Origin of the sequence: Klebsiella oxytoca (assembly GCF_009707385.1) — a bacterium.
Taxonomy (GTDB): Bacteria; Pseudomonadota; Gammaproteobacteria; order Enterobacterales; family Enterobacteriaceae; genus Klebsiella; species Klebsiella oxytoca_C.
This window is the reverse complement of sequence record NZ_CP046115.1, coordinates 2273543-2296602: the sequence shown is the minus strand read 5'-3', so window position 1 is coordinate 2296602 and position 23060 is coordinate 2273543. Positions and strand designations below refer to the sequence as shown.

Annotated in this window: 22 protein-coding genes; 14 read left to right on the top strand and 8 right to left on the bottom strand. The window is 56.6% G+C overall.

The window, feature by feature from the left end; genetic code table 11:
- The first annotated feature begins 8 nt into the window (after positions 1-8).
- The 4 genes from GJ746_RS10580 (at position 9) to GJ746_RS10565 (ending at position 4692) form a co-directional block, all read left to right on the top strand.
- Entirely contained in the window at positions 9-1169 is a 1161-nt protein-coding gene (locus GJ746_RS10580; RefSeq protein WP_154680150.1) for an ABC transporter substrate-binding protein, read from the top strand.
- Positions 1142-2677 (top strand): ABC transporter permease subunit, encoded by a 1536-nt coding sequence (locus GJ746_RS10575; RefSeq protein WP_154680149.1) that lies wholly within the window; start codon positions 1142-1144, stop codon positions 2675-2677. The genes GJ746_RS10580 and GJ746_RS10575 overlap by 28 nt, the downstream gene beginning before the upstream one ends.
- Positions 2677-3309, top strand: a complete 633-nt coding sequence (locus GJ746_RS10570; RefSeq protein ID WP_154680148.1) for an ATP-binding cassette domain-containing protein — start codon at positions 2677-2679, stop codon at positions 3307-3309. Before GJ746_RS10575 ends, GJ746_RS10570 begins: the two co-directional genes overlap by 1 nt.
- A gap of 78 nt (positions 3310-3387) precedes the next feature.
- Entirely contained in the window at positions 3388-4692 is a 1305-nt protein-coding gene (locus GJ746_RS10565; RefSeq protein ID WP_154680147.1) for a rhodanese-like domain-containing protein, read from the top strand.
- A 146-nt stretch (positions 4693-4838) separates the two neighbouring features.
- Here the strand turns inward: GJ746_RS10565 and GJ746_RS10560 are convergent, their stop codons facing one another.
- On the bottom strand, positions 4839-5456 hold the full coding sequence (locus GJ746_RS10560) for a CDP-alcohol phosphatidyltransferase family protein (RefSeq protein WP_154680146.1): 618 nt from the start codon (positions 5454-5456) through the stop codon (positions 4839-4841).
- Positions 5457-5542: 86 nt separating this feature from the next.
- On the opposite strand from GJ746_RS10560, the gene GJ746_RS10555 reads away from it, so the two are divergent.
- Both GJ746_RS10555 and gdhA read left to right on the top strand, forming a co-directional pair.
- Positions 5543-5953: a pyrimidine (deoxy)nucleoside triphosphate diphosphatase gene (locus GJ746_RS10555; RefSeq protein WP_154680145.1), complete on the top strand. Its 411-nt coding sequence runs from the start codon at positions 5543-5545 to the stop codon at positions 5951-5953.
- Between the two features lie 182 nt (positions 5954-6135).
- Positions 6136-7479, top strand: coding sequence for an NADP-specific glutamate dehydrogenase (gene gdhA / locus GJ746_RS10550; protein WP_154680144.1), 1344 nt, complete (start codon positions 6136-6138; stop codon positions 7477-7479).
- 72 nt (positions 7480-7551) lie between these two features.
- On the opposite strand, the gene GJ746_RS10545 is transcribed toward gdhA, so the two are convergent.
- Positions 7552-9507 (bottom strand): DNA topoisomerase III, encoded by a 1956-nt coding sequence (locus GJ746_RS10545; protein WP_154680143.1) that lies wholly within the window; start codon positions 9505-9507, stop codon positions 7552-7554.
- 4 nt (positions 9508-9511) lie between these two features.
- Complete coding sequence (gene selD, locus GJ746_RS10540) at positions 9512-10555, bottom strand: selenide, water dikinase SelD (RefSeq protein WP_154680142.1); 1044 nt, start codon at positions 10553-10555, stop codon at positions 9512-9514.
- A gap of 226 nt (positions 10556-10781) precedes the next feature.
- Between selD and phoC the strand changes: the two genes are divergently transcribed.
- Positions 10782-11528, top strand: a complete 747-nt coding sequence (gene phoC, locus GJ746_RS10535) for an acid phosphatase PhoC (RefSeq protein ID WP_154680141.1) — start codon at positions 10782-10784, stop codon at positions 11526-11528.
- A gap of 108 nt (positions 11529-11636) precedes the next feature.
- Here phoC and GJ746_RS10530 read toward each other — a convergent pair whose 3' ends face one another.
- Entirely contained in the window at positions 11637-12188 is a 552-nt protein-coding gene (locus GJ746_RS10530) for an NAD(P)H nitroreductase (protein WP_154680140.1), read from the bottom strand.
- Positions 12189-12354: 166 nt separating this feature from the next.
- Here GJ746_RS10530 and sppA point away from each other — a divergent pair, with 166 nt between their 5' ends.
- From sppA to yajD, 5 genes are all read left to right on the top strand, one after another.
- A complete protein-coding gene (sppA, locus tag GJ746_RS10525; protein WP_154680139.1) occupies positions 12355-14208 on the top strand; it encodes a signal peptide peptidase SppA in 1854 nt (617 codons plus the stop codon).
- A gap of 182 nt (positions 14209-14390) precedes the next feature.
- Entirely contained in the window at positions 14391-15407 is a 1017-nt protein-coding gene (gene ansA / locus GJ746_RS10520; protein ID WP_154680138.1) for an asparaginase, read from the top strand.
- Positions 15408-15417: 10 nt separating this feature from the next.
- Complete coding sequence (gene pncA, locus GJ746_RS10515; RefSeq protein WP_154680137.1) at positions 15418-16059, top strand: bifunctional nicotinamidase/pyrazinamidase; 642 nt, start codon at positions 15418-15420, stop codon at positions 16057-16059.
- Positions 16060-16373: 314 nt separating this feature from the next.
- Positions 16374-17627 carry a glycoside hydrolase family 18 protein gene (locus tag GJ746_RS10510; protein WP_154680136.1) on the top strand — a complete coding sequence of 418 codons (1254 nt, stop codon included), beginning with the start codon at positions 16374-16376 and terminating at the stop codon, positions 17625-17627.
- Positions 17628-17725: 98 nt separating this feature from the next.
- Complete coding sequence (yajD, locus tag GJ746_RS10505; RefSeq protein ID WP_154680135.1) at positions 17726-18070, top strand: HNH nuclease YajD; 345 nt, start codon at positions 17726-17728, stop codon at positions 18068-18070.
- A 59-nt stretch (positions 18071-18129) separates the two neighbouring features.
- Here the strand turns inward: yajD and GJ746_RS10500 are convergent, their stop codons facing one another.
- Both GJ746_RS10500 and msrB read right to left on the bottom strand, forming a co-directional pair.
- A complete protein-coding gene (locus GJ746_RS10500; RefSeq protein ID WP_154680134.1) occupies positions 18130-18405 on the bottom strand; it encodes a YeaC family protein in 276 nt (91 codons plus the stop codon).
- Positions 18406-18448: 43 nt separating this feature from the next.
- Positions 18449-18862 carry a peptide-methionine (R)-S-oxide reductase MsrB gene (gene msrB / locus GJ746_RS10495; RefSeq protein WP_154680133.1) on the bottom strand — a complete coding sequence of 138 codons (414 nt, stop codon included), beginning with the start codon at positions 18860-18862 and terminating at the stop codon, positions 18449-18451.
- A 338-nt stretch (positions 18863-19200) separates the two neighbouring features.
- On the opposite strand from msrB, the gene gapA reads away from it, so the two are divergent.
- Together gapA and GJ746_RS10485 are read left to right on the top strand one after the other, a co-directional pair.
- The gene (gene gapA, locus GJ746_RS10490) at positions 19201-20196 is read left to right on the top strand and encodes a glyceraldehyde-3-phosphate dehydrogenase (RefSeq protein ID WP_154680132.1); all 996 of its coding nucleotides are present in this window, start codon (positions 19201-19203) and stop codon (positions 20194-20196) included.
- Positions 20197-20270: 74 nt separating this feature from the next.
- Complete coding sequence (locus tag GJ746_RS10485) at positions 20271-21155, top strand: D-hexose-6-phosphate mutarotase (protein WP_154680131.1); 885 nt, start codon at positions 20271-20273, stop codon at positions 21153-21155.
- A 118-nt stretch (positions 21156-21273) separates the two neighbouring features.
- On the opposite strand, the gene GJ746_RS10480 is transcribed toward GJ746_RS10485, so the two are convergent.
- Both GJ746_RS10480 and GJ746_RS10475 read right to left on the bottom strand, forming a co-directional pair.
- On the bottom strand, positions 21274-22128 hold the full coding sequence (locus GJ746_RS10480) for an aldo/keto reductase (RefSeq protein WP_154680130.1): 855 nt from the start codon (positions 22126-22128) through the stop codon (positions 21274-21276).
- A gap of 92 nt (positions 22129-22220) precedes the next feature.
- The gene (locus tag GJ746_RS10475; RefSeq protein WP_154680129.1) at positions 22221-22967 is read right to left on the bottom strand and encodes a MipA/OmpV family protein; all 747 of its coding nucleotides are present in this window, start codon (positions 22965-22967) and stop codon (positions 22221-22223) included.
- Between the last annotated feature and the right edge of the window lie 93 nt (positions 22968-23060).

Below are 23060 nucleotides of genomic sequence, written 5' to 3'. Positions count from 1 at the left end.
GAGTGGTCATGCGCAGTTTATTGCTCTTCGCTCTACTGCTGCTCTCCCCGCTGACCGCCAGCGCCGACTGGCAAGCCACACAGCAGGAAGCCCGCGGCCAGACGGTGTGGTTTAACGCCTGGGGCGGCGACCCGGCGGTCAACCGCTATCTCGATTGGGTCAGCGGCGAGGTAAAACGCGACTACGCCATCGACCTGCGCATCGTACATATCGCCGATGCCGCCGATGCGGTGAAGCGTATCCAGACCGAAGCCCGCGCCGGACGCCGTCAGGGCGGCTCCATCGATCTGCTGTGGGTTAACGGCGAGAATTTTCGTACCCTGAAGAGCGCCAAGCTGCTGCATACCCGGTGGGCGGAAACCCTGCCCAACTGGCGCTTTGTCGATACGCAAAAACCGGTGCGTGAGGATTTCTCCATTCCGACCGATGGCGCGGAGTCCCCGTGGGGCAGCGCGCAGCTCACCTTTATTGCCCGCCGATCGCAAACACCCGACGCGCCAACAAATGCGCAGGCGCTGCTGGCTTTCGCCGCCGCGCATCCCGGGAGCATCACCTATCCGCGTCCGCCGGATTTTACCGGGACCGCTTTTCTCGAACAGCTGCTGCTGACGCTCACCTCGCATCCCGATGCCCTGCGCCAGCCGCCGCAGAAAGATACCTTTGGCGAAGTGACCGCGCCGCTGTGGCAATATCTTGACCAGCTCCATCCTCTTCTGTGGCGCCAGGGCCGCGACTTCCCGGCGTCGCCCGCCCGTATGGATACCATGCTGAACAATGGCACCCTCAAGCTTTCGCTGACCTTTAACCCGCTGCACGCGCAGCAAAAAGCGGCCAGCGGGGAGCTGCCAGAAGACAGCTACGGCTTCGGTTTTCGTCAGGGAATGCTCGGTAACGTGCATTTTGTGGCGATCCCGGCCAATGCCCGCGCAACGGCGGCCGCGAAGGTCGTCGCTAATTTCCTGCTCTCGCCGCAGGCGCAGCTGCGCAAAGCCGACCCAGCAGTATGGGGCGATCCCAGCGTGCTGGATCCAGCGGCTTTAACGGACGAACAGCGTCGGACTTTTGACGCCGTTGTGCCGAAAGATATGCCGCCGATGCTGGGTGAACCGCATGCCGACTGGGTTGAAGCCCTGGAGCAGGAATGGCTGCGCCGCTACGGTACGCACTAACGCTACTGGCCTGGGGCACCATCGCGCTCATCTATGTGCCGCTGCTGCCGGCGGTTTCTTTGATGGCGCTTCCGGCACTCAGGGTCTCCCTCTGGCAATCGCTATTTGCCGACCCGCAGTTCTGCCAGGCGCTGGTCGCCACGCTGGTTTCGACGCTGATTTCGGTTGGTGGCGCGCTGCTTATTGCTCTCAGCGTTGTTGCCGCACTCTGGCCATCGCGCGGCTGGCAACGGCTGGCGACCAGACTGCCGCTGCTGCTGGCGGTGCCTCATGTCGCCTTTGCTACCGCCGCCCTGCTGCTATTTGCTGAAGGCGGCTGGCTCTCTCGCCTGTTGCCCTTTTTCATCCCACCAGTTGACCGCTACGGCATTGGCCTTGGCCTGACGATGGCGATAAAAGAGAGCGCGTTTCTGCTATGGGCAATCTATGGTCTGCTGGGCGAAAAACGTCTGGCCGGTGAGGCAACGGTATTAAGAAGCCTTGGCTACGGTCGCTGGCAGTGTCTGAAGTGGTTAGTTTTACCCACGCTGCTTCCGGCGCTATCGGTCGTACTGCTGGCTACCGCCGCCTGGAGCCTTTCGGTGGTTGACGTCGCGCTGGTGATTGGTCCGGGCAACCCGCCGACGCTGGCGGTGCTGGCCTGGCAATGGTTGAGCCAGGGCGACGAGCTGCAGCAGGCCAAAGGTGCCCTCGCCAGCCTGGTACTACTGCTGACTCTCGCCACCATGGCGCTGGCGGCGTGGGGAGTCTGGCATCTCTGGCGACGACGTATACCGCAGATTCAGGGGATCCGCCACCCGCAGCCGCACGCGGTCATCGGGAAAAGCCTGGCCCTCATCCTGCCTGCTGGCGGGGTGGTCTGCGCTCTGCTGCTCGCCGCCGTAGCGCACAATAGCCAGCCGGTCAGCGAGAGCGTCGGCAACAGCCTGTGGCTTGGGCTATGCTCAGCCTTGATCGGCATGGTCATTTGCCTGCTGTGGCTGGAGCTGGGTCCTTCCCGTTTTGGTCAGTGGCTCTGGCTACCGCTGATTTTACCCGCCCTGCCGCTGGCAGACGGACAATACCAGCTGGCGCTATACGCGTGGCTGGACGGCGAGTGGCTCACCGTTTTATGGGGGCATCTGCTATGGGTGGTACCCTGGATGCTGTTTATTCTGCTTCCGGCCTGGCGCGCTCGCGATCCGCGTGCGGCGCTGGTTGCCCGGACTCTTGGCTGGCAGCGAGGGCGTATCTTCTGGCTGATCAGCTTGCCCCTCCTGACGCGCCCGCTGCTGACGGCGCTGGCGATCGGCTTTTCAGTGAGCATCGCCCAATATCTGCCGACATTATGGCTGGGTGGCGGACGAATCCCGACGCTTACCAGCGAAGCGGTGGCGCTGAGCAGCGGCGGCGATACGCATACCCTCGCCGCGCAGGCATTATGGCAGCTGTTATTACCGGCGATCTTCTTTGCCCTCACCGCTCTGCTGGCATGGCTCATCGGCCGCTATCGACAAGGATTACGCTAATGTTGACCGTTAAAAACCTGACCCTCAGCCTTCACGGACGACCGCTGCTGCGCAACGTCGATTTCTCGGTCGCACCCGGCGAGGTGCTGACCCTGATGGGGCCATCCGGTAGCGGTAAATCAACCCTGTTTTCCTGGATGATCGGCGCGCTGGAGGAGAATTTCCGCGCCGCGGGCGAACTGTGGCTGGATAGCCAGCGCTGCGATAGTTTACCCACCGAGCGGCGACGCATCGGCATTCTGTTTCAGGACGCGCTGCTGTTTGACCACTTCAGCGTCGGGCAAAACCTGCTGCTGGCGCTTCCCGCTGACGTTCCGCGCACCCGGCGCAAAGTTCAGGTTGAGCAGGCGCTGGAACGCGCCGGTCTGGCGGGCTTCTCTATTCGCGATCCGGCGACGCTTTCCGGCGGCCAGCGCGCTCGGGTCAGCCTGCTACGCGCTCTGCTGGCCCGACCGCGGGCGCTGCTGCTGGATGAGCCGTTTAATCGACTCGATGTAGCGCTGCGCGCTGATTTTCGCCGCTGGGTGTTCAACGAACTGGCGCGACAGGCGATCCCCGCCGTACTGGTCACCCATGACGAACAGGACAGGCCTGCCGGGGGGCGCTGTTTACACCTGAGTCTCTGGCAATGAAAGCCTGCGCTATCGCAAAGAATTCTCCGCCGATAACGCGGAGAATTGCCGTTCAATTTTCTACTGTCGGGCATTTCGATGAAACGTGTTTCTCAATTGACCGCACTCGCCCTGCTAATGGGGCTTGCTGCTTCCACCTTCGCCGCTGAAACCATGCCAACGCTAACGCTTTCCACGCTGCAACAGCAAAACGGCGTCGCTATTGATACGCGACTCAGCGCTTTCTATAACGGTTGGCCGCAAAGCGCCAGCGGCCCGCAGGGCCATGAACCGCAGGCTCTCAACCTTTCCGCCAGCTGGCTTGCCGCGATGAACGACGAGCAGCTGAACGCATGGGCTAAGCAGCATAATTTACAGCCATCAACGCCAGTTGCGCTGTACGGCAACGCCGAGGACAACGCAAAAGTGGCCGCACGCCTTCAAGCGGCGGGCTTCTCTCAGCTTAGTACGCTTGGCGACGCTCTGACTCAGACGGACCGCCTGCAAAAGCTGCCGCATTTTGAGCAGCTGGTGTATCCGCAGTGGCTGCACGACCTCCAGCAAGGAAAACCGGTGGCCGCCGCGCCGGCCGGGCAATGGAAGGTATTTGAAGCCGCATGGGGAGCGCCGAAATTTTATCTGCTAAGCCATATACCCGGCGCTGGCTATATTGACACCAACGAAGTCGAGAGCGAACCGCTGTGGAATAAGGTCTCCGATGCACAGCTTAAAGCGATGCTGGCAAAACACGGGATTCGCCATGATACGACGGTAATTCTGTACGGTCGCGACGTGTATGCCGCCGCCCGCGTGGCGCAGATTATGCTGTATGCCGGGGTAAAAGATGTACGCCTGCTCGACGGCGGGTGGAAAACCTGGTCTGACGCCGGGCTGCCGGTTGAGCGCGGAACGCCGCCGCAGCAGGAGCCAGAGCCGGATTTCGGCGCCACCATTCCCGCTCAGCCGCAGCTCATGCTCAATACCGAGCAGGCCCGCGCTCTGCTGCATCGTCAGGACGCCTCGCTGGTGAGCATTCGTTCCTGGCCGGAGTTTATTGGCGCCACCAGCGGCTACAGCTATATCAAGCCAGCGGGAGAGATTGCCGGCGCCCGCTGGGGCCATGCCGGAAGCGACTCCACGCATATGGAGGATTTCCACAATCCGGACGGCACCATGCGCAGCGCAGATGATATCGCCGCGATGTGGAAATCGTGGAATATTCTGCCGAGCCAGCAGGTCTCTTTCTATTGCGGTACCGGTTGGCGCGCCTCAGAAACGTTTATGTACGCCCGGGCGATGGGCTGGAACAATGTTTCGGTCTACGACGGCGGCTGGTACGAGTGGAGCAGCGACCCGCAGAATCCGGTCTCGCGCGGGGAACGCGGCCCGGAGAGCAGCAAATAATCTGCTAATTGGCAACATGCGCTGCGTGGAAGCATCCGACCCGGCGCATTTCCCGGGGGCGGCGCTAACGCGCCTTGTCCGGGCTACCGGACCGCAGACGGCGGCAAACCCGTAGCCCGGCGGAGCGCAGCGCAAACCGGGAAAACTCACCTTCCGATCTGCTTCAGCGTGACATATCCGCTCCACACCCGCGTAAAGGTGGTCAGCCAGCATAGCCCGCCAAAAACCCACGCCAGCCAGGCAAACCACTGCGGGAACAGGCAGCTCAGCACAAACAGCGCAATCGTCTCCGTACCTTCCGTCAGCCCACCGAGATAATAAAACGATTTATGGGCATAACCCGGATTATCTATCTGATGTTTAGCCGCCAGCGCGGCAAAGGCCAGAAAACTGCTGCCGGTGCCAATAAAAGCGAACAGCAGCCAGCCGCCAGCCAGCGCGTTCTGCGCCGGATCGGCAAGAATAAAACCAAACGGCACCAGAGCGTAAAACAGGAAATCGAGCGCAATATCCAGAAAACCGCCCGCATCGGTTAAGCCACGTCGTCGAGCCAGCGCGCCGTCTAAACCATCCAGCAGACGATTAACCACAATCGTCACCAGCGCCGCCTGATACCAACCCAAAGCTAAAAACGGCAGCGTCAGTATCCCGATTGCAAAGCCGAGTAACGTCACCCCATCGGGAGAGATGGCCGGACGATCCAGTAGGGCCGCTGTCGCGTTGAGCAAGGGTTTGAGACGAGGATGCAGGTGACGGTCAAGCACGGAGACTCTCCAGCGGTTACAGGGTTGTTTCAATGGGACAAGGACGGTGATAATAGGCCATTATTCCGAACAGAACGATGATGCATATGCTAAAAACAATTGATGTTGTCGCCGCCATTATCGAGCGCAACGGGAAGATCCTGCTTGCACAACGGCCTGTCCATGCGGATCAGCCGGGAATGTGGGAGTTTGCCGGCGGAAAAGTTGAGCCAGGGGAAACTCAGGCCCAGGCGCTGGTCCGGGAGCTTCAGGAAGAGCTGCAGATCGCTGCCCAACCGCATTGCTATATCGCCAGCCATCAACGTGCGGTGTCCGGGCGTATGATTCATCTTCACGCCTGGTGGGTACCGCGTTTTGACGGTGAACCCGTCGCCCACTACCACAGCCAGCTGCGCTGGTGTTCGCCGCTGGAAGCCTTTGCCTTCAACCTTGCACCCGCGGATATCCCTCTGCTGGAAACCTATATCGCCCGGCGCGCCTCTTTCCTTCCCCGCTAATTTTTTCAGGCGGCAGTCATCGTTTTTGATTATGACCAATGCCTGATTATAAATTTTGCTTCCTGAACAATTTTTCCTTGCTTACCTAACGATTTCCGGTGGTATAGTCGGAAAAACGGCTTTTTCAAGGGCCGAACCATAATAAATAGTTGCAACCACAACCATAAGGGGAATTTATATCAATGGATCAGACGTGCACTCTGGAAGGTTTTCTCGCCCGCGTTCAACAGCGCGATCCAAATCAAACTGAATTTGCTCAGGCCGTCCGCGAGGTGATGACCACCCTGTGGCCTTTCCTTGAGGAAAATCCGCGCTATCGCCAGATGAATTTGCTGGAACGTCTGGTTGAACCGGAGCGTGCTATCCAGTTCCGCGTCGTTTGGGTTGATGACCGTAATCAGGTACAGGTTAACCGCGCCTGGCGCGTGCAGTTCAACTCCGCCATCGGCCCGTACAAGGGCGGCATGCGTTTCCACCCTTCTGTAAACCTGTCGATTCTCAAATTCCTGGGCTTTGAACAAACCTTCAAAAACGCCCTGACCACCCTGCCTATGGGCGGCGGTAAAGGCGGCAGCGACTTCGATCCTAAAGGCAAAAGCGATGGCGAAGTGATGCGCTTCTGCCAGGCGCTGATGACCGAACTGTATCGCCATCTCGGTCCGGATACCGACGTTCCCGCCGGTGATATCGGCGTAGGCGGTCGTGAAGTCGGCTTTATGGCCGGGATGATGCGTAAGCTCTCCAACAACAGCGCCTGCGTATTCACTGGTAAAGGCCTCTCCTTCGGCGGTAGCCTGATTCGCCCGGAAGCAACCGGCTACGGTCTGATTTACTTCACCGAAGCAATGCTTAAGCGTCATGGTTTAGGTTTTGAAGGCGCTCGCGTCGCGGTTTCCGGCTCGGGTAACGTCGCGCAATACGCGATTGAAAAAGCGATGGAGCTTGGCGCTCGCGTGATAACCGCCTCCGACTCCAACGGCACCGTAGTTGACGAAGCTGGCTTCACCAAAGAAAAACTGGCTCGCCTGATCGACATTAAAGAGCGTTGTCACGGTCGCGTGGCTGATTACGCTCGTGAGTTCGGTCTGACCTATCTTGAAGGCAAGCAGCCGTGGTCTGTGCCGGTGGATATCGCTCTGCCGTGCGCAACGCAGAACGAGCTGGACGTCGACGCTGCCCGTCAGCTAATTGCCAACGGCGTCAAAGCCGTTGCGGAAGGCGCCAATATGCCAACCACCATCGCGGCAACCGATCTGTTCCTCGAAGCGGGCGTTCTGTTCGCGCCGGGCAAAGCGGCTAACGCTGGCGGCGTAGCCACCTCGGGCCTGGAAATGGCGCAAAACGCCGCACGTATGGGCTGGAAGGCAGAGAAAGTGGACGCGCGTCTGCACCACATCATGCTGGATATCCACCACGCCTGCGTGCAGTACGGCGGTGACGAGAAGCAGACCAACTACGTACGCGGCGCGAATATCGCCGGCTTCGTGAAGGTGGCTGACGCTATGCTGGCACAGGGTGTAATTTAAGGCTGGTGTTTCTGAACCCCGTGCATTCAGCTTCGGCGAATAAGTGAGAAGACCCCGGTTTCCCGGGGTTTTTTATTGTGGGCTTTCTGCCGCAGAGTCGGAGGCGGGTTTTTTATCTTTAGCCTTGGCTCTGCCTTTCCCCTTGCTAAAGCCTTTCTTACCGTCGCCCGGCGCAACAATCCCGCGAAAGCGACGTACCGGCGTGCTGCGCGCCTGGTCGATAAGCTGAAACAGCGTCCCCACCAGCGGCTGCATAAAGTCCTGATAGCGGCACTGTTTTTCGCTGATTTGCGTCAGAATCGACTCCCAGTGGGCCGTCATATCCGGACGGGTCGCCATTTCAGGTAAAGAATGAAACAGCGCTTTCCCGGCGTCGGTGGAGTGGATATAGCGCCCTTTCTTGGTTAAGAAACCGCGCTTGAAGAGGAGTTCGATAATCCCGGCGCGTGTCGCCTCCGTACCGAGTCCGTCCGTGGCGCGCAGGATCTTCTTCAGATCTTTATCCTGCACGAAGCGGGCAATACCGGTCATCGCCGACAGCAGCGTCGCATCGGTAAAATGACGCGGCGGCTGGGTCTGACGCTCCACCACTTCGCCCTTTTCGCACAGCAGCTCATCATCTTTTGCCACCACCGGCAGCGGCATGCCGTCGTTCTCTTCATCACGCTCTTTATTGCCCAGCAGGGTTCGCCAACCCGCCTCCGCCAGAAAACGCGCTTTCGCGACAAACTTACCGTTGGCAATATCCAGATCGATCTGACATTTACGGAACACCGCATCCGGGCAAAACTGCATCAGATACTGACGGGCGATCAGGCCATAAACCTTTTCTTCGTTATCGCTGAGCTTCACCTGCGAGCTGCGAGCGGTCGGAATAATTGCGTGGTGGGCATCGACCTTTTTATCATCCCAGCAGCGGTTGCGGATTTCCGGATCCACCACCGGCTGCGGCAGCAGGTCAGAGGCATGCACGCTAATGGCGTTCAGCACCGCATGGCGTCCGGCAAAGTGCTCCTCCGGCAGGTAGCGGCTATCGGAACGCGGATAGGTAATCAGCTTGTGGGTTTCATACAGCTTCTGGCAGATATCAAGCACGTTCTGCGCGCTAAATCCGAAGCGTTTAGCGGCTTCAATCTGCAGCGCCGAAAGGGAAAACGGCAGCGGCGCCGGCTCGGAGTCCCGCTTGTCGTTATAAGCGGTTACCGTCGCCGGCTGGCCCTCGATGCGTTTGACCACATGCTCGGCCAGCGAGCGATTCAACAGCCGCCCCTCTTCGTCCTGATACGGCTCGCAGGCTTCGCTGGGCACCCAGGTTGCGACAAAACGCTCATCCTTCGGAGTAACGATATGCGCCTTCACATCGAAGAAATCTTTGGCGACGAAGTTTTCAATCTCTTCATCACGGCGCACCACCAGGCCAAGCACCGGCGTTTGCACGCGTCCCACCGATAGCACGCCCTGATAACCCGCGTTACGCCCGAGAATAGTGTACGCGCGGGTCATGTTGATCCCATACAGCCAGTCGGCGCGGGCGCGGGCCAGCGCAGAAACGCATAGCGGAACAAATTCGCTATTGGCGCGCAGGCGGTTAATCGCCCGCTCCACCGCCTGTGGGTTAAGATCGTTAATCAGACAGCGCTGTACCTGCTGGCGTTTTTCCGGCGCCAGCTGCAGATAATCCAGCACCTCATCCACCAGCAGCTGGCCTTCTCTGTCCGGGTCACCCGCGTGGATCACTTCCTGGGCGTCGCCCAGCAGGCGCTTAATCACGTTAAGCTGTTTGGTGACCGAGGGCTTAGGCTGCAGCTGCCACTTTTCCGGCACGATGGGCAGGTCAAGCAGATTCCAGCGCGCATAGCGCCCGTCATAGACGTCGGGCTGGGCCTGCTCCAGCAGGTGGCCAATACACCAGGTGACCACCTGCCCGTTGCCGCACTCAATGTAGCCATCACCTTTGCGATGCGGTTTTGGCAGCACATCGGCGATAGCGCGACCGAGACTCGGTTTTTCTGCAATAAACAGCCGCATGAAATCAACGGATCTCGATCATGGGACGTCCGCCGCGGGCGGTAACCAGCTCGCCGATAGCGGTGAGCGTAATACCAAACTCCGCGGCCGCCGCCTGCACTTCAGCCTCGGCCTGCGGCGTTACCGCCAGCAGCAGGCCGCCGGAGGTTTGCGGATCGCACAGCAGATCGCGCCATTCTGGCGGCATTTCGCCCATCAAATGACCGTAGCTGGCAAAGTTGCGCCCGGTTCCGCCCGGTACTGCACCGGCCGCAATATACTCTTCCACTCCCGGCAGTTTCGGGATATTGGCATAGGTTAACTGCGCCTGTACTCCTGCGCCGCGGCACACTTCACTCAGGTGGCCCAGAAGCCCGAAGCCGGTCACATCGGTCATCGCTTTCACGCCGTCGATATTGGCAAACGCCGAGCCAACGAGGTTCATCTGGCACATGGTTTCCGTTGCCAGCCCCTGATGTTCAGGCTTCAGCAGCGACTTTTTCTCAGCGGTGGTCAGCACGCCAATTCCCAGCGGTTTAGTGAGATAGAGTTTACAGCCAGCCTGAGCGGTGCTGTTTTTCTTCACGCGCTCGGTCGGTACGACGCCGGTTACGGCAAGTCCGAAGATAGGTTCCGGTGCGTCAATAGAGTGGCCGCCGGCAAGCGCGATCCCCGCCTGCTGGCAGGCAAAGCGCCCGCCCTCAACCACCTGACGAGCAATTTCCGGCGCCAGGGTATTGATAGGCCAGCCGAGGATAGCGATGGCCATAATAGGTTTGCCGCCCATAGCGAAAATATCGCTGATGGCGTTAGTTGCAGCGATGCGGCCAAAATCGAACGGGTTATCGACGATCGGCATAAAAAAGTCGGTGGTGCTGACAATCGAGGTACCGTTGCCGAGATCGTAGACCGCCGCATCGTCGCTGGTTTCATTGCCCACCAGCAGATTGGGATCGATAAATTTGGCCTGGTCACTTTGCAGGATAGTTTCCAGCACTCTAGGGGAAATCTTACACCCGCAACCGGCTCCGTGGCTGTATTGCGTTAAACGAATGGCTTGCTCGCTCATGGACATCTCCTGTCATTGCAATCCCGCTATGGTAGCGCCCAAACGGCGGGGTGATAAGTGCGACAGTCCGAAATCGCGTATGGTTGCTCATTAAGCAGACAAAAAAACAATTTTGCGATACGGCCCCGCTTTTTCAGGCTGATTTTAATCTTTACTAAAGATGACAGAAATATGACAAAAAAGAATTCTGCTTTGTTTGGACATATAACAACGTAAGGAAATTTTAATGAAAAAACGCGTTCTCGCCCTTTGCCTGGCCAGTTTCTTCTCCATCAACGCTTTCGCCCTGGTTCCCGCCGGTAACGACGTCACCACCAAGCCCGACCTCTACTATCTGACCAACGCGCAGGCCATCGACAGCCTGGCGCTGCTGCCGCCACCGCCGGAAGTTGGCAGCATTGCGTTTTTAAACGATCAGGCAATGTATGAGAAAGGACGTCTGCTGCGCGGCACCGAGCGCGGAAAACTAGCCGCGGAAGACGCCAACCTGAGCGCCGGTGGCGTCGCAAACGCCTTCTCCGGCGCCTTCGGCTCGCCCATTACCGCCCAGGACGCGCCGGAGCTGCATAAGCTGCTCACCAATATGATTGAAGATGCCGGCGATCTGGCGACGCGCGGGGCGAAAGAGAAGTATATGCGTATTCGGCCATTTGCGTTTTATGGCGTCTCTACCTGCAACACCAAAGAGCAGGATGCGCTGTCGAAAAACGGCTCCTATCCTTCCGGACATACCTCAATCGGCTGGGCCACGGCGCTGGTGTTGGCTGAGATTAATCCCCAGCGGCAAAATGAAATCCTCAAGCGCGGCTTTGAGCTCGGTGAAAGTCGGGTTATCTGCGGCTATCACTGGCAGAGCGACGTAGACGCGGCGCGAGTTGTTGGCTCCGCGGTTGTCGCCACGCTGCACACCAATCCGGCATTCCAGCAACAGCTGCAGAAAGCGAAAGACGAATTCAGCAAACAACAGAAATAGTGAATAAATATCTTGCAGGCGGCATCTGCGAAAGACCAAAGCCGTAATTGACTGAAACCGTATGCCGGGTCAGGCGTTAACCGCCACCCGGCCTGTGCAGGAGTGTACTCAGAATCGGCTGACGAACGGCGAGGTATCCGGCAGCGCGATGTTGGTTGCGGCTTTAAGCTGCGGCGTGCCCAGATAGAGAAATCCCACGATTTTATCCTGCTCCCGGCAGGCAAAACCTTCACGTACAACCGGGCTCTCGGTTAACGCGCCGCTGCGCCAGATGCCGTTGAAACCCTGGGCGACTGCCGCCATCTGCATCGCCATCACCGCACAGCCCGCCGACATCTCCTGCTCCCACTTCGGCACCTTCGGGTGATCTTCACAGCGCGCGACCACGGTTATAATCAGCGGTGCACGGAACGGCGCGCTGCGGGCTTTTTCAATCGCTTTTTCATCCGCGCCAGCGGCTATGGCACCTTTTTCCAGCAGCTGGCTAAAGCGCTCGCGCCCTTCATCGGCAATAATAAAGAACCGCCACGGCTGCAGCGTCCCGTGGTCCGGCGCACGCAGGCCAGCGCGGAGGATATTTTCCAGCTGCTCGCCCGCCGGGGCGGGGTCGGTCAGACGTGAAGCGCTGCGGCGATTAATCAGTAGTTCGAGAGCATCCATCTGTATAACTCCTGTGATGTCATTTTTCATAAAATTAACATGCGCAAGGATTTTGTTACAGCCCAACGGGTGATTCCTGCTGACAACCGTCGGCACTCTCATTAGGATAGCCAAACGCGGCAGCCCCTGCGGCTCGCCCATTTTTGATAATGGTTAGGGAGAATACATGCGAACTCTTTGGCGACTGCTCGCCGGAATTTTTAAATGGACATGGCGAGTGCTCAATTTCATTCGCCAGCTCGCACTGAACGTGGTTTTCCTGGTGTTGGTGCTCGCCTGCGTCGGCATCTGGTCCCAGTTCAGCAGTACAACGACAGAGCATAAAACGCGCGGTGCGCTACTAATGGATATCACCGGCGTGGTGGTCGATAAACCTTCGGCCAGCAGCAAGCTGAGCGTGATTGGTCGTCAGCTGTTCGGCGCCAGCTCCGACCGCCTGCAGGAAAACTCGCTGTTCGATATCGTACAGACGATTCGCCAGGCAAAAGACGACCGGAATATTACCGGTATCGTGCTGGATCTGAAGAACTTTGCCGGCGGCGATCAGCCGTCGATGCAGTATATCGGTAAAGCGCTGCGTGAATTCCGCGATAGCGGCAAGCCGGTCTACGCCATCGGCAGCAGCTACAGCCAGGGCCAGTATTATCTGGCCAGCTTCGCCAATAAAATCTGGCTCTCGCCGCAGGGCGAAGTGGATCTGCACGGTTTTGCGACCAACGGCCTGTATTACAAATCGCTGCTCGACAAGCTCAAAGTATCGACCCACGTTTTCCGGGTTGGTACCTATAAGTCTGCGGTAGAACCGTTTATCCGCGACGATATGTCTCCGGCCGCGCGCGAGGTGGATAGCCGCTGGATTGGCGAGTTGTGGCAAAACTATCTCAACACTATCGCCGCCAACCGCCAGATCACCGCTCAGCAGGTGTTCCCTGGCGCTCAGGGCGTAATTGATGGGCTGCGTAAAGTCGATGGCGATACCGCAAAATACGCGCTGGACAACAAGCTGGTTGATGAGCTGGGCACCTCCACCGATGTGGAGAAAGCGCTGACAAAACAGTTTGGCTGGAGCAAGGCGGATAACAACTACAGCGCGATCAGCTACTACGACTATACGGTGAAAACCCCTGCCGACCAAGGCTCCGCCATTGCGGTTATCTTTGCTAACGGCGCGATTATGGATGGCGAAGAAACGCCGGGTAACGTCGGCGGCGACACTACCGCTGCGCAGATCCGCGACGCGCGTCTGGACCCGAAAGTGAAAGCTATCGTGCTGCGGGTAAACAGCCCGGGCGGCAGCGTCAGCGCCTCCGAAGTTATTCGCGAAGAGCTGGCGGCGGCAAAAGCAGCAGGTAAGCCGGTTGTAGTCTCGATGGGCGGTATGGCTGCCTCCGGCGGCTACTGGATCTCCACCCCGGCGGATTATATCGTGGCTAACCCAAGCACCCTTACCGGCTCTATCGGTATCTTTGGCGTGATCAATACCGTTCAGGATACGCTGGGTTCAATCGGCGTGCATACCGACGGCGTTGCAACTTCGCCGCTGGCCGACGTCTCCACTACAAAAGCGCTGCCGCCGGAAGTCCAGCAGCTTATGCAGTTGAGCATCGAAAACGGCTATAAACGCTTTATCACCCTGGTGGCGAACGCGCGTAAAAGCACGCCGGAAAAAATCGACCAAATTGCCCAGGGCCACGTCTGGACCGGCGAAGATGCGAAGGCTAACGGCCTGGTCGACAGCCTCGGCGACTTTGACGACGCGGTGGCGAAAGCCGCCGAGCTGGCGAAGCTGAAACAGTGGCATATCAACTATTACCAGGAAGACCCCACCTTCTTCTCAATGGTTGTTGATAGTCTGACCGGTTCAGTCCGCGCGGCGCTACCAGCAGCGGTACAGGCATATTTGCCGGCGCCGGTGGCCGCTGCTGCTGATGCGGTGAAAAAGGAGAGCGATAAGCTTGCGGCGTTCAACGATCCGCAGAACCGCTACGCCTTCTGTTTAACCTGCGCCAATATTCGTTAATCCTCTGCCGCCCCAGACCATGGGGCGGCATTTATCCACTTCATCCTTCACGCCGCCTCGATGCAGCGCGAATGATTTTGCGTAATGCAGCCAATGTAATACGCGAAAGCAGCCAACGCCCCTGCAACTTGCGGCGTGACGGGTATATACTTCGCCAGTCCACGTATAACCTAAGCGATGCTATGCAGAAGAAATCAATTTACGTTGCCTATACCGGCGGCACCATTGGTATGCAGCGTTCTGAACACGGCTACATTCCCGTTTCCGGCCATTTACAGCGCCAGCTGGCCTTGATGCCCGAGTTCCACCGGCCTGAGATGCCGGACTTTACCATTCATGAGTACGCCCCGCTGATGGACTCTTCCGATATGACGCCGCAGGACTGGCAGCATATCGCCGATGATATTCGCGACCATTATGATCAGTACGACGGCTTCGTAATCCTGCACGGTACGGATACCATGGCGTTTACCGCCTCGGCGCTCTCCTTTATGCTGGAGAATTTGGGAAAACCGGTTATTGTCACCGGGTCGCAAATCCCTCTCGCCGAGCTGCGATCCGACGGACAGATTAACCTGCTCAACGCGCTGTACGTCGCGGCCAACTATCCAATTAACGAAGTCACGTTGTTCTTCAATAATCGCCTCTACCGCGGCAACCGTACAACAAAGGCCCATGCCGACGGCTTTAACGCCTTCGCCTCGCCAAACCTGGCGCCGCTGCTGGAGGCCGGCATTCATATTCGCCGTCTCGGCACACCTCCCGCGCCGCAGGGTGGCGGTGAGCTGATGGTACACCCCATCACGCCGCAGCCGATCGGCGTGGTAACGATTTATCCAGGTATTTCCGCAGACGTCGTGCGCAACTTCCTGCGCCAGCCGGTCAAAGCGCTGATCCTGCGCTCTTACGGCGTCGGCAACGCGCCGCAGAATGGCGAGTTTATCCAGGTGCTGGCCGAAGCCAGCCAGCGCGGCATTGTGGTCATCAATTTGACCCAGTGCATGTCCGGCAAAGTCAATATGGGCGGTTACGCCACCGGCAACGCGCTCGCCCAGGCGGGAGTGATTAGCGGTTTTGATATGACCGTAGAAGCCACGCTGACCAAGCTACACTATTTGCTGAGCCAGGATCTGGACGTTGCGGCTATCCGTCGCGCAATGCAGGAGAATCTGCGCGGCGAACTGACACCCGATGAGTAAGGAGGAGCACATGACCCAGCGCGCGCTGCTACTGGTGGATTTACAAAATGATTTTTGCGCCGGTGGCGCACTTGCCGTCCCGCAGGGCGATAGCACGGTGGATGTCGCCAACCGGCTTATCGACTGGAGCCTGGCGCGGGACGAAACGGTAGTTGCCAGCCAGGACTGGCACCCGGCGAATCACGGCAGCTTTGCCAGCCAGCATCAGGTCGAACCCTATACTCAGGGCGAGCTCGATGGCCTGGCGCAGACCTTTTGGCCGGATCACTGCGTGCAAAACAGCGAAGGCGCGGCGCTACATCCGCTCCTCAAGCAGCAGCATATCGCCGCCGTGTTCCATAAAGGTGAAAACCCAGACATTGACAGCTACAGCGCCTTTTTCGACAACGGCCACCGGCAGAAAACCCAGCTCGATGCGTGGCTGCGCGAGCGTGGGATTACTGAACTCACGGTGCTGGGTCTGGCCACCGACTACTGCGTCAAGTTCACCGTGCTCGACGCTCTCAATCTGGGCTATAGCGTTAACGTGATTACCGACGGCTGCCGCGGGGTGAACATTCAGCCGCAGGACAGCAATCTGGCGTTTATGGAGATGGCCGCCGCAGGCGCCACCCTGTATACCCTCGATGACTGGCTGGAAACCCAGGCGTAACCCGTGCCGACAGGCTAAGCCCTGTCGGCGCGTTATCTCAGCAATCTCCTCCGGTGAAACTTTGCGCGTGCTGATACCAAAATAAAAACAGCATCAGCGCGCGTCGCAACAGCATGACTCAAGGGGCAACACAGACCGGCATCATTCGGTAGTGTTAGCTGCCCTGATACCTCCAGCAATCTACCGCTTCGCTGATGCAGCCGTGAACGCCTTCGCAGTTTTGCCCCGCGGAAGATGCTAGCCTGCACGAGCTGTTTTTTTCGCCACGCCATTTCCGTGGCGTGTTTGTATTTCTAAGTCAAAGAGGAACTGATATGAAACTTTTGCCTTTACTGGCAGCTTTACCCCTGCTCTGCGCAAGCGCTGTTTCCGCTAACTCACTGATGTCCGTCGGCTATTTTAACGGCGGCGGCGATGTCACTGCTGGCCCTGGCGGCGACATCGATAAACTGGACGTCCGCCAGATCACCCATCTCAACTACTCGTTTGGTCTGGTCTATAACGACGAAAAAGACGAAACCAACGACGCCCTGAAAGACCCCAGCAGACTGCATCAAATTTGGCTGTCGCCGAAAGTACAGGCTGATTTACTGAAAATTCCCACCTTACGTCAGCAAAACCCGAATCTGAAAGTTCTACTTTCCGTCGGCGGCTGGGGAGCTCGCGGATTCTCCGGCGCGGCGGCAACCAAGGAAACCCGGGCAGTGTTTATTCAGTCGGTACAGGAGATTATTGAAAAGTATGGTCTTGATGGGATCGACCTCGATTGGGAGTATCCGGTTAACGGCGCATGGGGACTGGTCGCCAGTCAACCGGCGGATCGGGATAATTTTACCGCCCTGCTGAAAGAGCTGCGCGCGGCGGTGGGCAATAAAAAACTGGTGACCATCGCCGTGGGCGCAAATGCTGAAAGTCCAAAAAGCTGGGTAGACGTAAAGGCAATTGCGCCATCGCTCGATTATATCAACCTGATGACCTACGACATGGCTTATGGCACCCAATACTTCAACTCTAATCTGTACGATTCAACCCGCTGGCCGACGGTAGCGGAAGCGGATAAATACAGCGCTGATTTTGTGGTCAACAACTACATTGCCGCTGGTTTAAAGCCGAGCCAGATGAATCTCGGGATTGGTTTCTATGGCCGGGTACCCAAACGTGCCGTCGAACCGGGTATTGACTGGAGCAAACCGGATGCGCAGAAGAACCCGGCTACCCAGCCCTACTTTGCGGCGCAGCAGATTGAGCTATTCAAATCGCTGGGTGTCGACCTGACGAAAGATACTTATGTGAAATACAACGATATTGTGGCGAAGTTAATCAACGATCCGCAGAAACGTTTTACTCAGCATTGGGATGATGAAGCAAAAGTGCCGTGGCTGTCGGTTCAATCCGCGGACGGCAAAGCGCTGTTTGCGCTTTCTTACGAAAACCCGCGTTCGGTGGCGATTAAGGCCGACTATATCAAGAGTAAGGGGCTGGGAGGCGCGATGTTCTGGGAGTACGGCGCGGATGACAAAAACCAGTTAGCGAAACAGCTGGCCGAGTCGCTGGGAATCAAACACTGATCTGCTCTGTGTCACCCTATCAACAATAGGTTATGATAGCCACATTCCGCTGCGCCTGACCGGCGCAGCTTTTCATTTCAACAAAAGGCATGGGTATTATGGCTTATATCCCGATAAACTACGCCCGTCTGGAAGTCGGTTACCGTGAAAAAGCGCTGAAGCTCTTCCCGTGGGTTTGCGGACGCTGCTCGCGTGAGTTTGTCTATTCAAACCTGCGTGAACTGACGGTACACCATATCGACCACGACCACTCCAATAACCCGGAAGATGGCAGTAACTGGGAGATGCTGTGCCTGTACTGCCACGATCATGAGCACTCAAAATACACCGAGGCCGACCAGTATGGTTCCACGGTGGTGGCTGGCGAAGATGCGCAGAAAGCCGTCGGCGAAGCGAAATACAATCCTTTCGCCGATCTTAAGGCGATGATGAACAAGAAATAACGCCGTTGCGCATCAAAGCCCGGCTATTGATTGGCCGGGCTGCGCAAGTTTGTTCAGACTCAGGATTTGAACGTCGCGATGGGTGCCGGCGTAATACCAAAGTCCACTTTCAGCTGCTGTTTGCTTTTCATCACCATCTGCCCGTTGGTATCGATGGTCATATGCTGCGCGTCCACGTTATGTCGCGCCTGCCAAAGCATTACCAGCTGCAGGCTGTTCTCTTTCTGTTCATCAGTCAACGCCACGCCATCCGGCCATTTTCCCAGCTCTACCGCCGTCGCCAGACGCTGATAAACTTCCGGCGTCATGCTATCGATAATCCGATCAATATCCATCTTCCGCGAACCCCGTTTTGGAATAATTTGCTGAATCGTTTTTTCAACCTTTGATTTGCTCACCGTTTTCATCATTAGTGAAGCTTAAAGAGGCCGAATTTACACAAAAACGCTCACCGGTGGGCTGAGGACCATCCGGGAAAACATGTCCAAGGTGAGCATCGCAGTTTCCACAGCGAATTTCCGTGCGCTGCATACCGTGCGAGTAGTCATTGAGGTAGCGGATAGCGTCATCGCTTACCGGCTCATAAAAGCTCGGCCAGCCGCAGCCTGAATCATACTTGGTTTGTGAGTTAAACAGCGGTGCGCCGCACACCAGGCAGTGATAGACACCATCGTGTTTATTGTGGAGTAGCCGCCCGGTGAACGGCGGTTCAGTACCGTGATTTTGCGTCACGTAAAACTGCATTTCACTCAAATTTTTCTTGAGCTCGTCCGAAGAGGGTTTATTCGACATGGGCTTACTTCTCGCTGTGAAAGGACAACTTTTCAGGTTAATTCTAACAAAATATTAACAATGAAGCGTAAACTTTTGTTCTAAACTTAGGCGACGCCAAAAGGCAGCCACACAATTGTGATATGTATCACATTTTTATCTCGAATGACCTTTAAAATTCCGGGCGCAGCCCCCATATGGAATTGGGCTCAAAGGGAAAGTGGGATAAATCAGTCGCGCAAAGGCATGCTCTGGATTGATTTGTCGCAATGATTGACACGATTCCGCTTGACGCTGCGTAAGGTTTTTGTAATTTTACAGGCAACCTTTTATTCACTAACAAATAGCTGGTGGAATATATGACTATCAAAGTAGGTATCAACGGTTTTGGCCGTATCGGTCGCATTGTTTTCCGTGCTGCTCAGGAACGTTCTGACATCGAGATCGTTGCAATCAACGACCTGTTAGACGCTGAATACATGGCTTACATGCTGAAGTATGACTCCACTCACGGCCGTTTCAACGGTACCGTTGAAGTGAAAGACGGTCATCTGATCGTTAACGGTAAAAAAATCCGTGTTACCGCTGAGCGTGACCCGGCTAACCTGAAGTGGGACGAAGTAGGTGTTGACGTTGTTGCTGAAGCAACCGGTATCTTCCTGACCGACGAAACCGCTCGTAAACACATCACCGCTGGCGCGAAAAAAGTCGTTCTGACTGGCCCGTCCAAAGATAACACCCCGATGTTTGTTAAAGGCGCTAACTTTGACAAATACGAAGGCCAGGACATCGTTTCCAACGCATCCTGCACCACCAACTGCCTGGCTCCGCTGGCAAAAGTTATCAACGACAACTTCGGCATCATCGAAGGTCTGATGACTACCGTTCACGCAACTACCGCTACTCAGAAAACCGTTGACGGCCCGTCTCATAAAGACTGGCGCGGCGGCCGCGGCGCAGCTCAGAACATCATCCCGTCCTCTACCGGTGCTGCTAAAGCTGTAGGTAAAGTACTGCCAGAACTGAATGGCAAACTGACCGGTATGGCATTCCGCGTTCCGACTCCGAACGTATCCGTTGTTGACCTGACCGTTCGTCTGGAAAAAGCTGCTTCTTATGAAGAAATTAAGAAAGCAATCAAAGCTGCTTCCGAAGGCGCAATGAAAGGCGTTCTGGGCTACACCGAAGACGACGTTGTATCTACCGATTTCAACGGTGAAGTTTGCACTTCCGTATTCGATGCTAAAGCGGGTATCGCTCTGAACGACAACTTTGTAAAACTGGTTTCCTGGTACGACAACGAAACTGGTTACTCCAACAAGGTTCTGGATCTGATTGCTCACATCTCCAAATAAGTTGAGATGAGACAGTAATCTGCAAGAGCGACTTCGGTCGCTCTTTTTTTATCTGAGCATTAAAGGATTGCGTAATGATTAATAAAATTTTTGCTCTCCCGGTTCTCGAACAGCTTACCCCTGTCCTCTCCCGTCGCCAGCTTGATGACCTGGAGTTAATCGTCGTTGAGCATCCGCAGGTTAAAGCCTCGGTTGCGTTCCAGGGCGCTCATCTGCTCTCCTGGAAGCCTGCTGGTGAGGAAGAAGTTCTGTGGCTCAGCGGTAATACCCCGTTTAAAAATGGCGTAGCCCTGCGCGGCGGCGTGCCGATTTGCTGGCCATGGTTCGGCCCGTCGGCTCAACAAGGCCTGCCGTCACACGGTTTCGCCCGCAACCTGCCGTGGTCTCTGAAAGGGCATGATGAAGATGACAACGGCGTCGTGCTGACTTTTGAACTGAAAAGCAGCGATGCTACCCGCCAGTACTGGCCACACGAGTTCACCCTGTTAGCGCGTTTCAAACTGGGCACAACCTGCGAAATTGAGCTGGAAGCACACGGTGAATTTGAAACCACTTCCGCCCTGCACACCTATTTCAACGTCGGTGATATTGCAGCAGTGAAAGTCAGCGGTCTGGGCGAGCGTTATATTGATAAAGTGAATAACGCCGAAGAAGGCGTATTAAGCAACGGCGTACAGACCTTCCCTGACCGGACCGATCGTGTATATCTGAATGCCGAAACCTGCAGCGTGATTCACGACGATGCGCTGAATCGCAATATTGATGTCACTCATCATCATAACAGCAACGTGGTGGGCTGGAACCCGGGCCCGGCGCTGTCAGTAAGCATGGGCGACATGCCGGATGATGGCTACAAAACCTTCGTGTGTGTAGAAAGCTGCTGCGTGACCGAACCGCAGAAGGCCAGCGAAGAGAAACCTTCCCGCCTGGCGCAAACCATTCGCGTAGTGAAACGCTAAGCTCACACAGTAAACCGGTTTTCGCCTTTGTACCGGGCGGCGGCTCACGCCTGGCCCGGTCTGCAATACCTTAAGCCGCAGGCTTATATGCGTACGGGATAAAGAGTGAATGTTTATTTCAGACCATATCCAGCGGCGTTTTTCTGCCTGGCGCAGGGTAGGCCTTATCCAGAAGCGCCAGTTCTTCAGCGGTCAGCACAATATTCAGCGCCGCGGCATTCTGCTCTACGTGATCGATATCTGACGCTTTAGGGATCGCTATAACGCCCCGATGGCTGATAACCCAGGCCAGCAGAACCTGCGCTGCGGTCACGCCCCGCTCCTGCGCAATATTTTTCACAACGGTATGATTTAAAAGTCCATCGCGCAGTCGACCGGCCTGAGCCAGCGGGCAATACGCCATCACCGGCAGCCGCTGCTGCTGACACCATGGCAGGAGATCATACTCAATCCCGCGGGAAGCCAGATGGTAAAGCACCTGATTGGTCGCGCACTGTTCGCCCCCCTCCACCTGCCAGAGCTGTTGCATATCATCAAAATCAAGATTCGATACGCCCCAACGACGAATTTTGCCCTGCGCTACCAGCGCCTCCATACCTTCAACCGTCTCCTGCAGCGAATAATCACCGCGCCAGTGCAGCAGGTAGAGATCCAGATAGTCGGTATTCAGACGGCGCAGGCTGGCCTCGCAGGCGCTGGCTATTTTGCGCCCTCCCGCATTCCACGGATAGACTTTAGAGACCAGCGTCACCCGGTCCCGTTGTCCGCGGATGGCCTCGCCGACCACCTCTTCGGCTTCGCCGTCAGCATACATTTCCGCCGTATCGATAACCGTTAACCCAAGGTCGATGCCCGCACGGAGTGCAGCGGCCTCCTGGGCGCGCAATGCCGGGTTTTCTCCCATATACCAGGTCCCTTGCCCAATAACGGGAACCGCTGAATGCTCGCCAAAACTGATTGTCCTTTCTGTCATAGATACCTCCCGGGAATGATTGCACCACCGTAATGCAAAACAGGGCATTACGCCCTGTTTTGATGCACAAATTGCCCTGTGATAAAGCACTATCAGAAGGTGTAAGTCACGCCCGTAGATATTACGCCGCTCCAGGACTTATCGACCATCGGGCTATCGGTGATTTCATCAGACAGACGGGTATAGCGCGCAGCGCCATATACGCTCCAGTCGCCGAGGAAACGATAGTTTGCCGATAGCTCCAGATACGGGTTCCAGCTGCTGTCCGGATCGTAGCTGCGCATGCCGCTGCGATTCGACTCATGCTTCGAAACGCCATAGTAGTACTCATTCTGGTTATCGCTGTTCCATTCAACGCCAATACCCGGCGTTATCGTCAGGTTACCGTTGGTATAGCGATACAGCCACGCCAGATCCCACACAACACCGTTGCTGTTATCCAACGTGTCGCCTGCCAGCGTAGTGCGCAGGAAACCGTAACGGGTATTGTGAACGTAGGAAAGACCGGCCATCATCGTCGATTTACGTCTGTCCAGACGGCGCATTTGCTCGCTATCGCTATCGCCTGGTTTAAAGAACATCGGCGACCAGTATGCGGTCAAGGAGAGCTTATCGCTGGTATCATTCCACAGGTAGTAACCACCACCTAAACCGCGAAACCAGAAGTTATCACCTTCATAATTAATAACGGGCACCGGGTAAACATCAGCATCATATTGCTTGTACGGATGTTCAACGACACCTACACCCGCCCCTAAAGTGAACTTCCCTTCAGCGTGTACGGCGGATGCTGAGGTCGCAATCAACACACCTAGTGCCAGAAGTTTGATTTTAGTCACGATCCATATTCCTGTTGTCAAATTATCAGCGCTGGCAGTTTAACGTTGTATACGTCATGCCTCAAATTCTTTACCTGTCATTACACAGAACTA

Excerpts from the sequence above, each read along its gene's own strand:
- GJ746_RS10580 (WP_154680150.1), top strand. The coding sequence starts at position 9 with ATGCGCAGTTTATTGCTCTTCGCTCTACTGCTGCTCTCCCCGCTGACC.
- GJ746_RS10575 (WP_154680149.1), top strand. The coding sequence starts at position 1,142 with ATGGCTGCGCCGCTACGGTACGCACTAACGCTACTGGCCTGGGGCACC.
- GJ746_RS10570 (WP_154680148.1), top strand. The coding sequence starts at position 2,677 with ATGTTGACCGTTAAAAACCTGACCCTCAGCCTTCACGGACGACCGCTG.
- GJ746_RS10565 (WP_154680147.1), top strand. The coding sequence starts at position 3,388 with ATGAAACGTGTTTCTCAATTGACCGCACTCGCCCTGCTAATGGGGCTT.
- GJ746_RS10555 (WP_154680145.1), top strand. The coding sequence starts at position 5,543 with ATGCTAAAAACAATTGATGTTGTCGCCGCCATTATCGAGCGCAACGGG.
- gdhA (WP_154680144.1), top strand. The coding sequence starts at position 6,136 with ATGGATCAGACGTGCACTCTGGAAGGTTTTCTCGCCCGCGTTCAACAG.
- GJ746_RS10545 (WP_154680143.1), bottom strand. The coding sequence starts at position 9,507 with ATGCGGCTGTTTATTGCAGAAAAACCGAGTCTCGGTCGCGCTATCGCC.
- selD (WP_154680142.1), bottom strand. The coding sequence starts at position 10,555 with ATGAGCGAGCAAGCCATTCGTTTAACGCAATACAGCCACGGAGCCGGT.
- phoC (WP_154680141.1), top strand. The coding sequence starts at position 10,782 with ATGAAAAAACGCGTTCTCGCCCTTTGCCTGGCCAGTTTCTTCTCCATC.
- GJ746_RS10530 (WP_154680140.1), bottom strand. The coding sequence starts at position 12,188 with ATGGATGCTCTCGAACTACTGATTAATCGCCGCAGCGCTTCACGTCTG.
- sppA (WP_154680139.1), top strand. The coding sequence starts at position 12,355 with ATGCGAACTCTTTGGCGACTGCTCGCCGGAATTTTTAAATGGACATGG.
- ansA (WP_154680138.1), top strand. The coding sequence starts at position 14,391 with ATGCAGAAGAAATCAATTTACGTTGCCTATACCGGCGGCACCATTGGT.
- pncA (WP_154680137.1), top strand. The coding sequence starts at position 15,418 with ATGACCCAGCGCGCGCTGCTACTGGTGGATTTACAAAATGATTTTTGC.
- GJ746_RS10510 (WP_154680136.1), top strand. The coding sequence starts at position 16,374 with ATGAAACTTTTGCCTTTACTGGCAGCTTTACCCCTGCTCTGCGCAAGC.
- yajD (WP_154680135.1), top strand. The coding sequence starts at position 17,726 with ATGGCTTATATCCCGATAAACTACGCCCGTCTGGAAGTCGGTTACCGT.
- GJ746_RS10500 (WP_154680134.1), bottom strand. The coding sequence starts at position 18,405 with ATGGATATTGATCGGATTATCGATAGCATGACGCCGGAAGTTTATCAG.
- msrB (WP_154680133.1), bottom strand. The coding sequence starts at position 18,862 with ATGTCGAATAAACCCTCTTCGGACGAGCTCAAGAAAAATTTGAGTGAA.
- gapA (WP_154680132.1), top strand. The coding sequence starts at position 19,201 with ATGACTATCAAAGTAGGTATCAACGGTTTTGGCCGTATCGGTCGCATT.
- GJ746_RS10485 (WP_154680131.1), top strand. The coding sequence starts at position 20,271 with ATGATTAATAAAATTTTTGCTCTCCCGGTTCTCGAACAGCTTACCCCT.
- GJ746_RS10480 (WP_154680130.1), bottom strand. The coding sequence starts at position 22,128 with ATGACAGAAAGGACAATCAGTTTTGGCGAGCATTCAGCGGTTCCCGTT.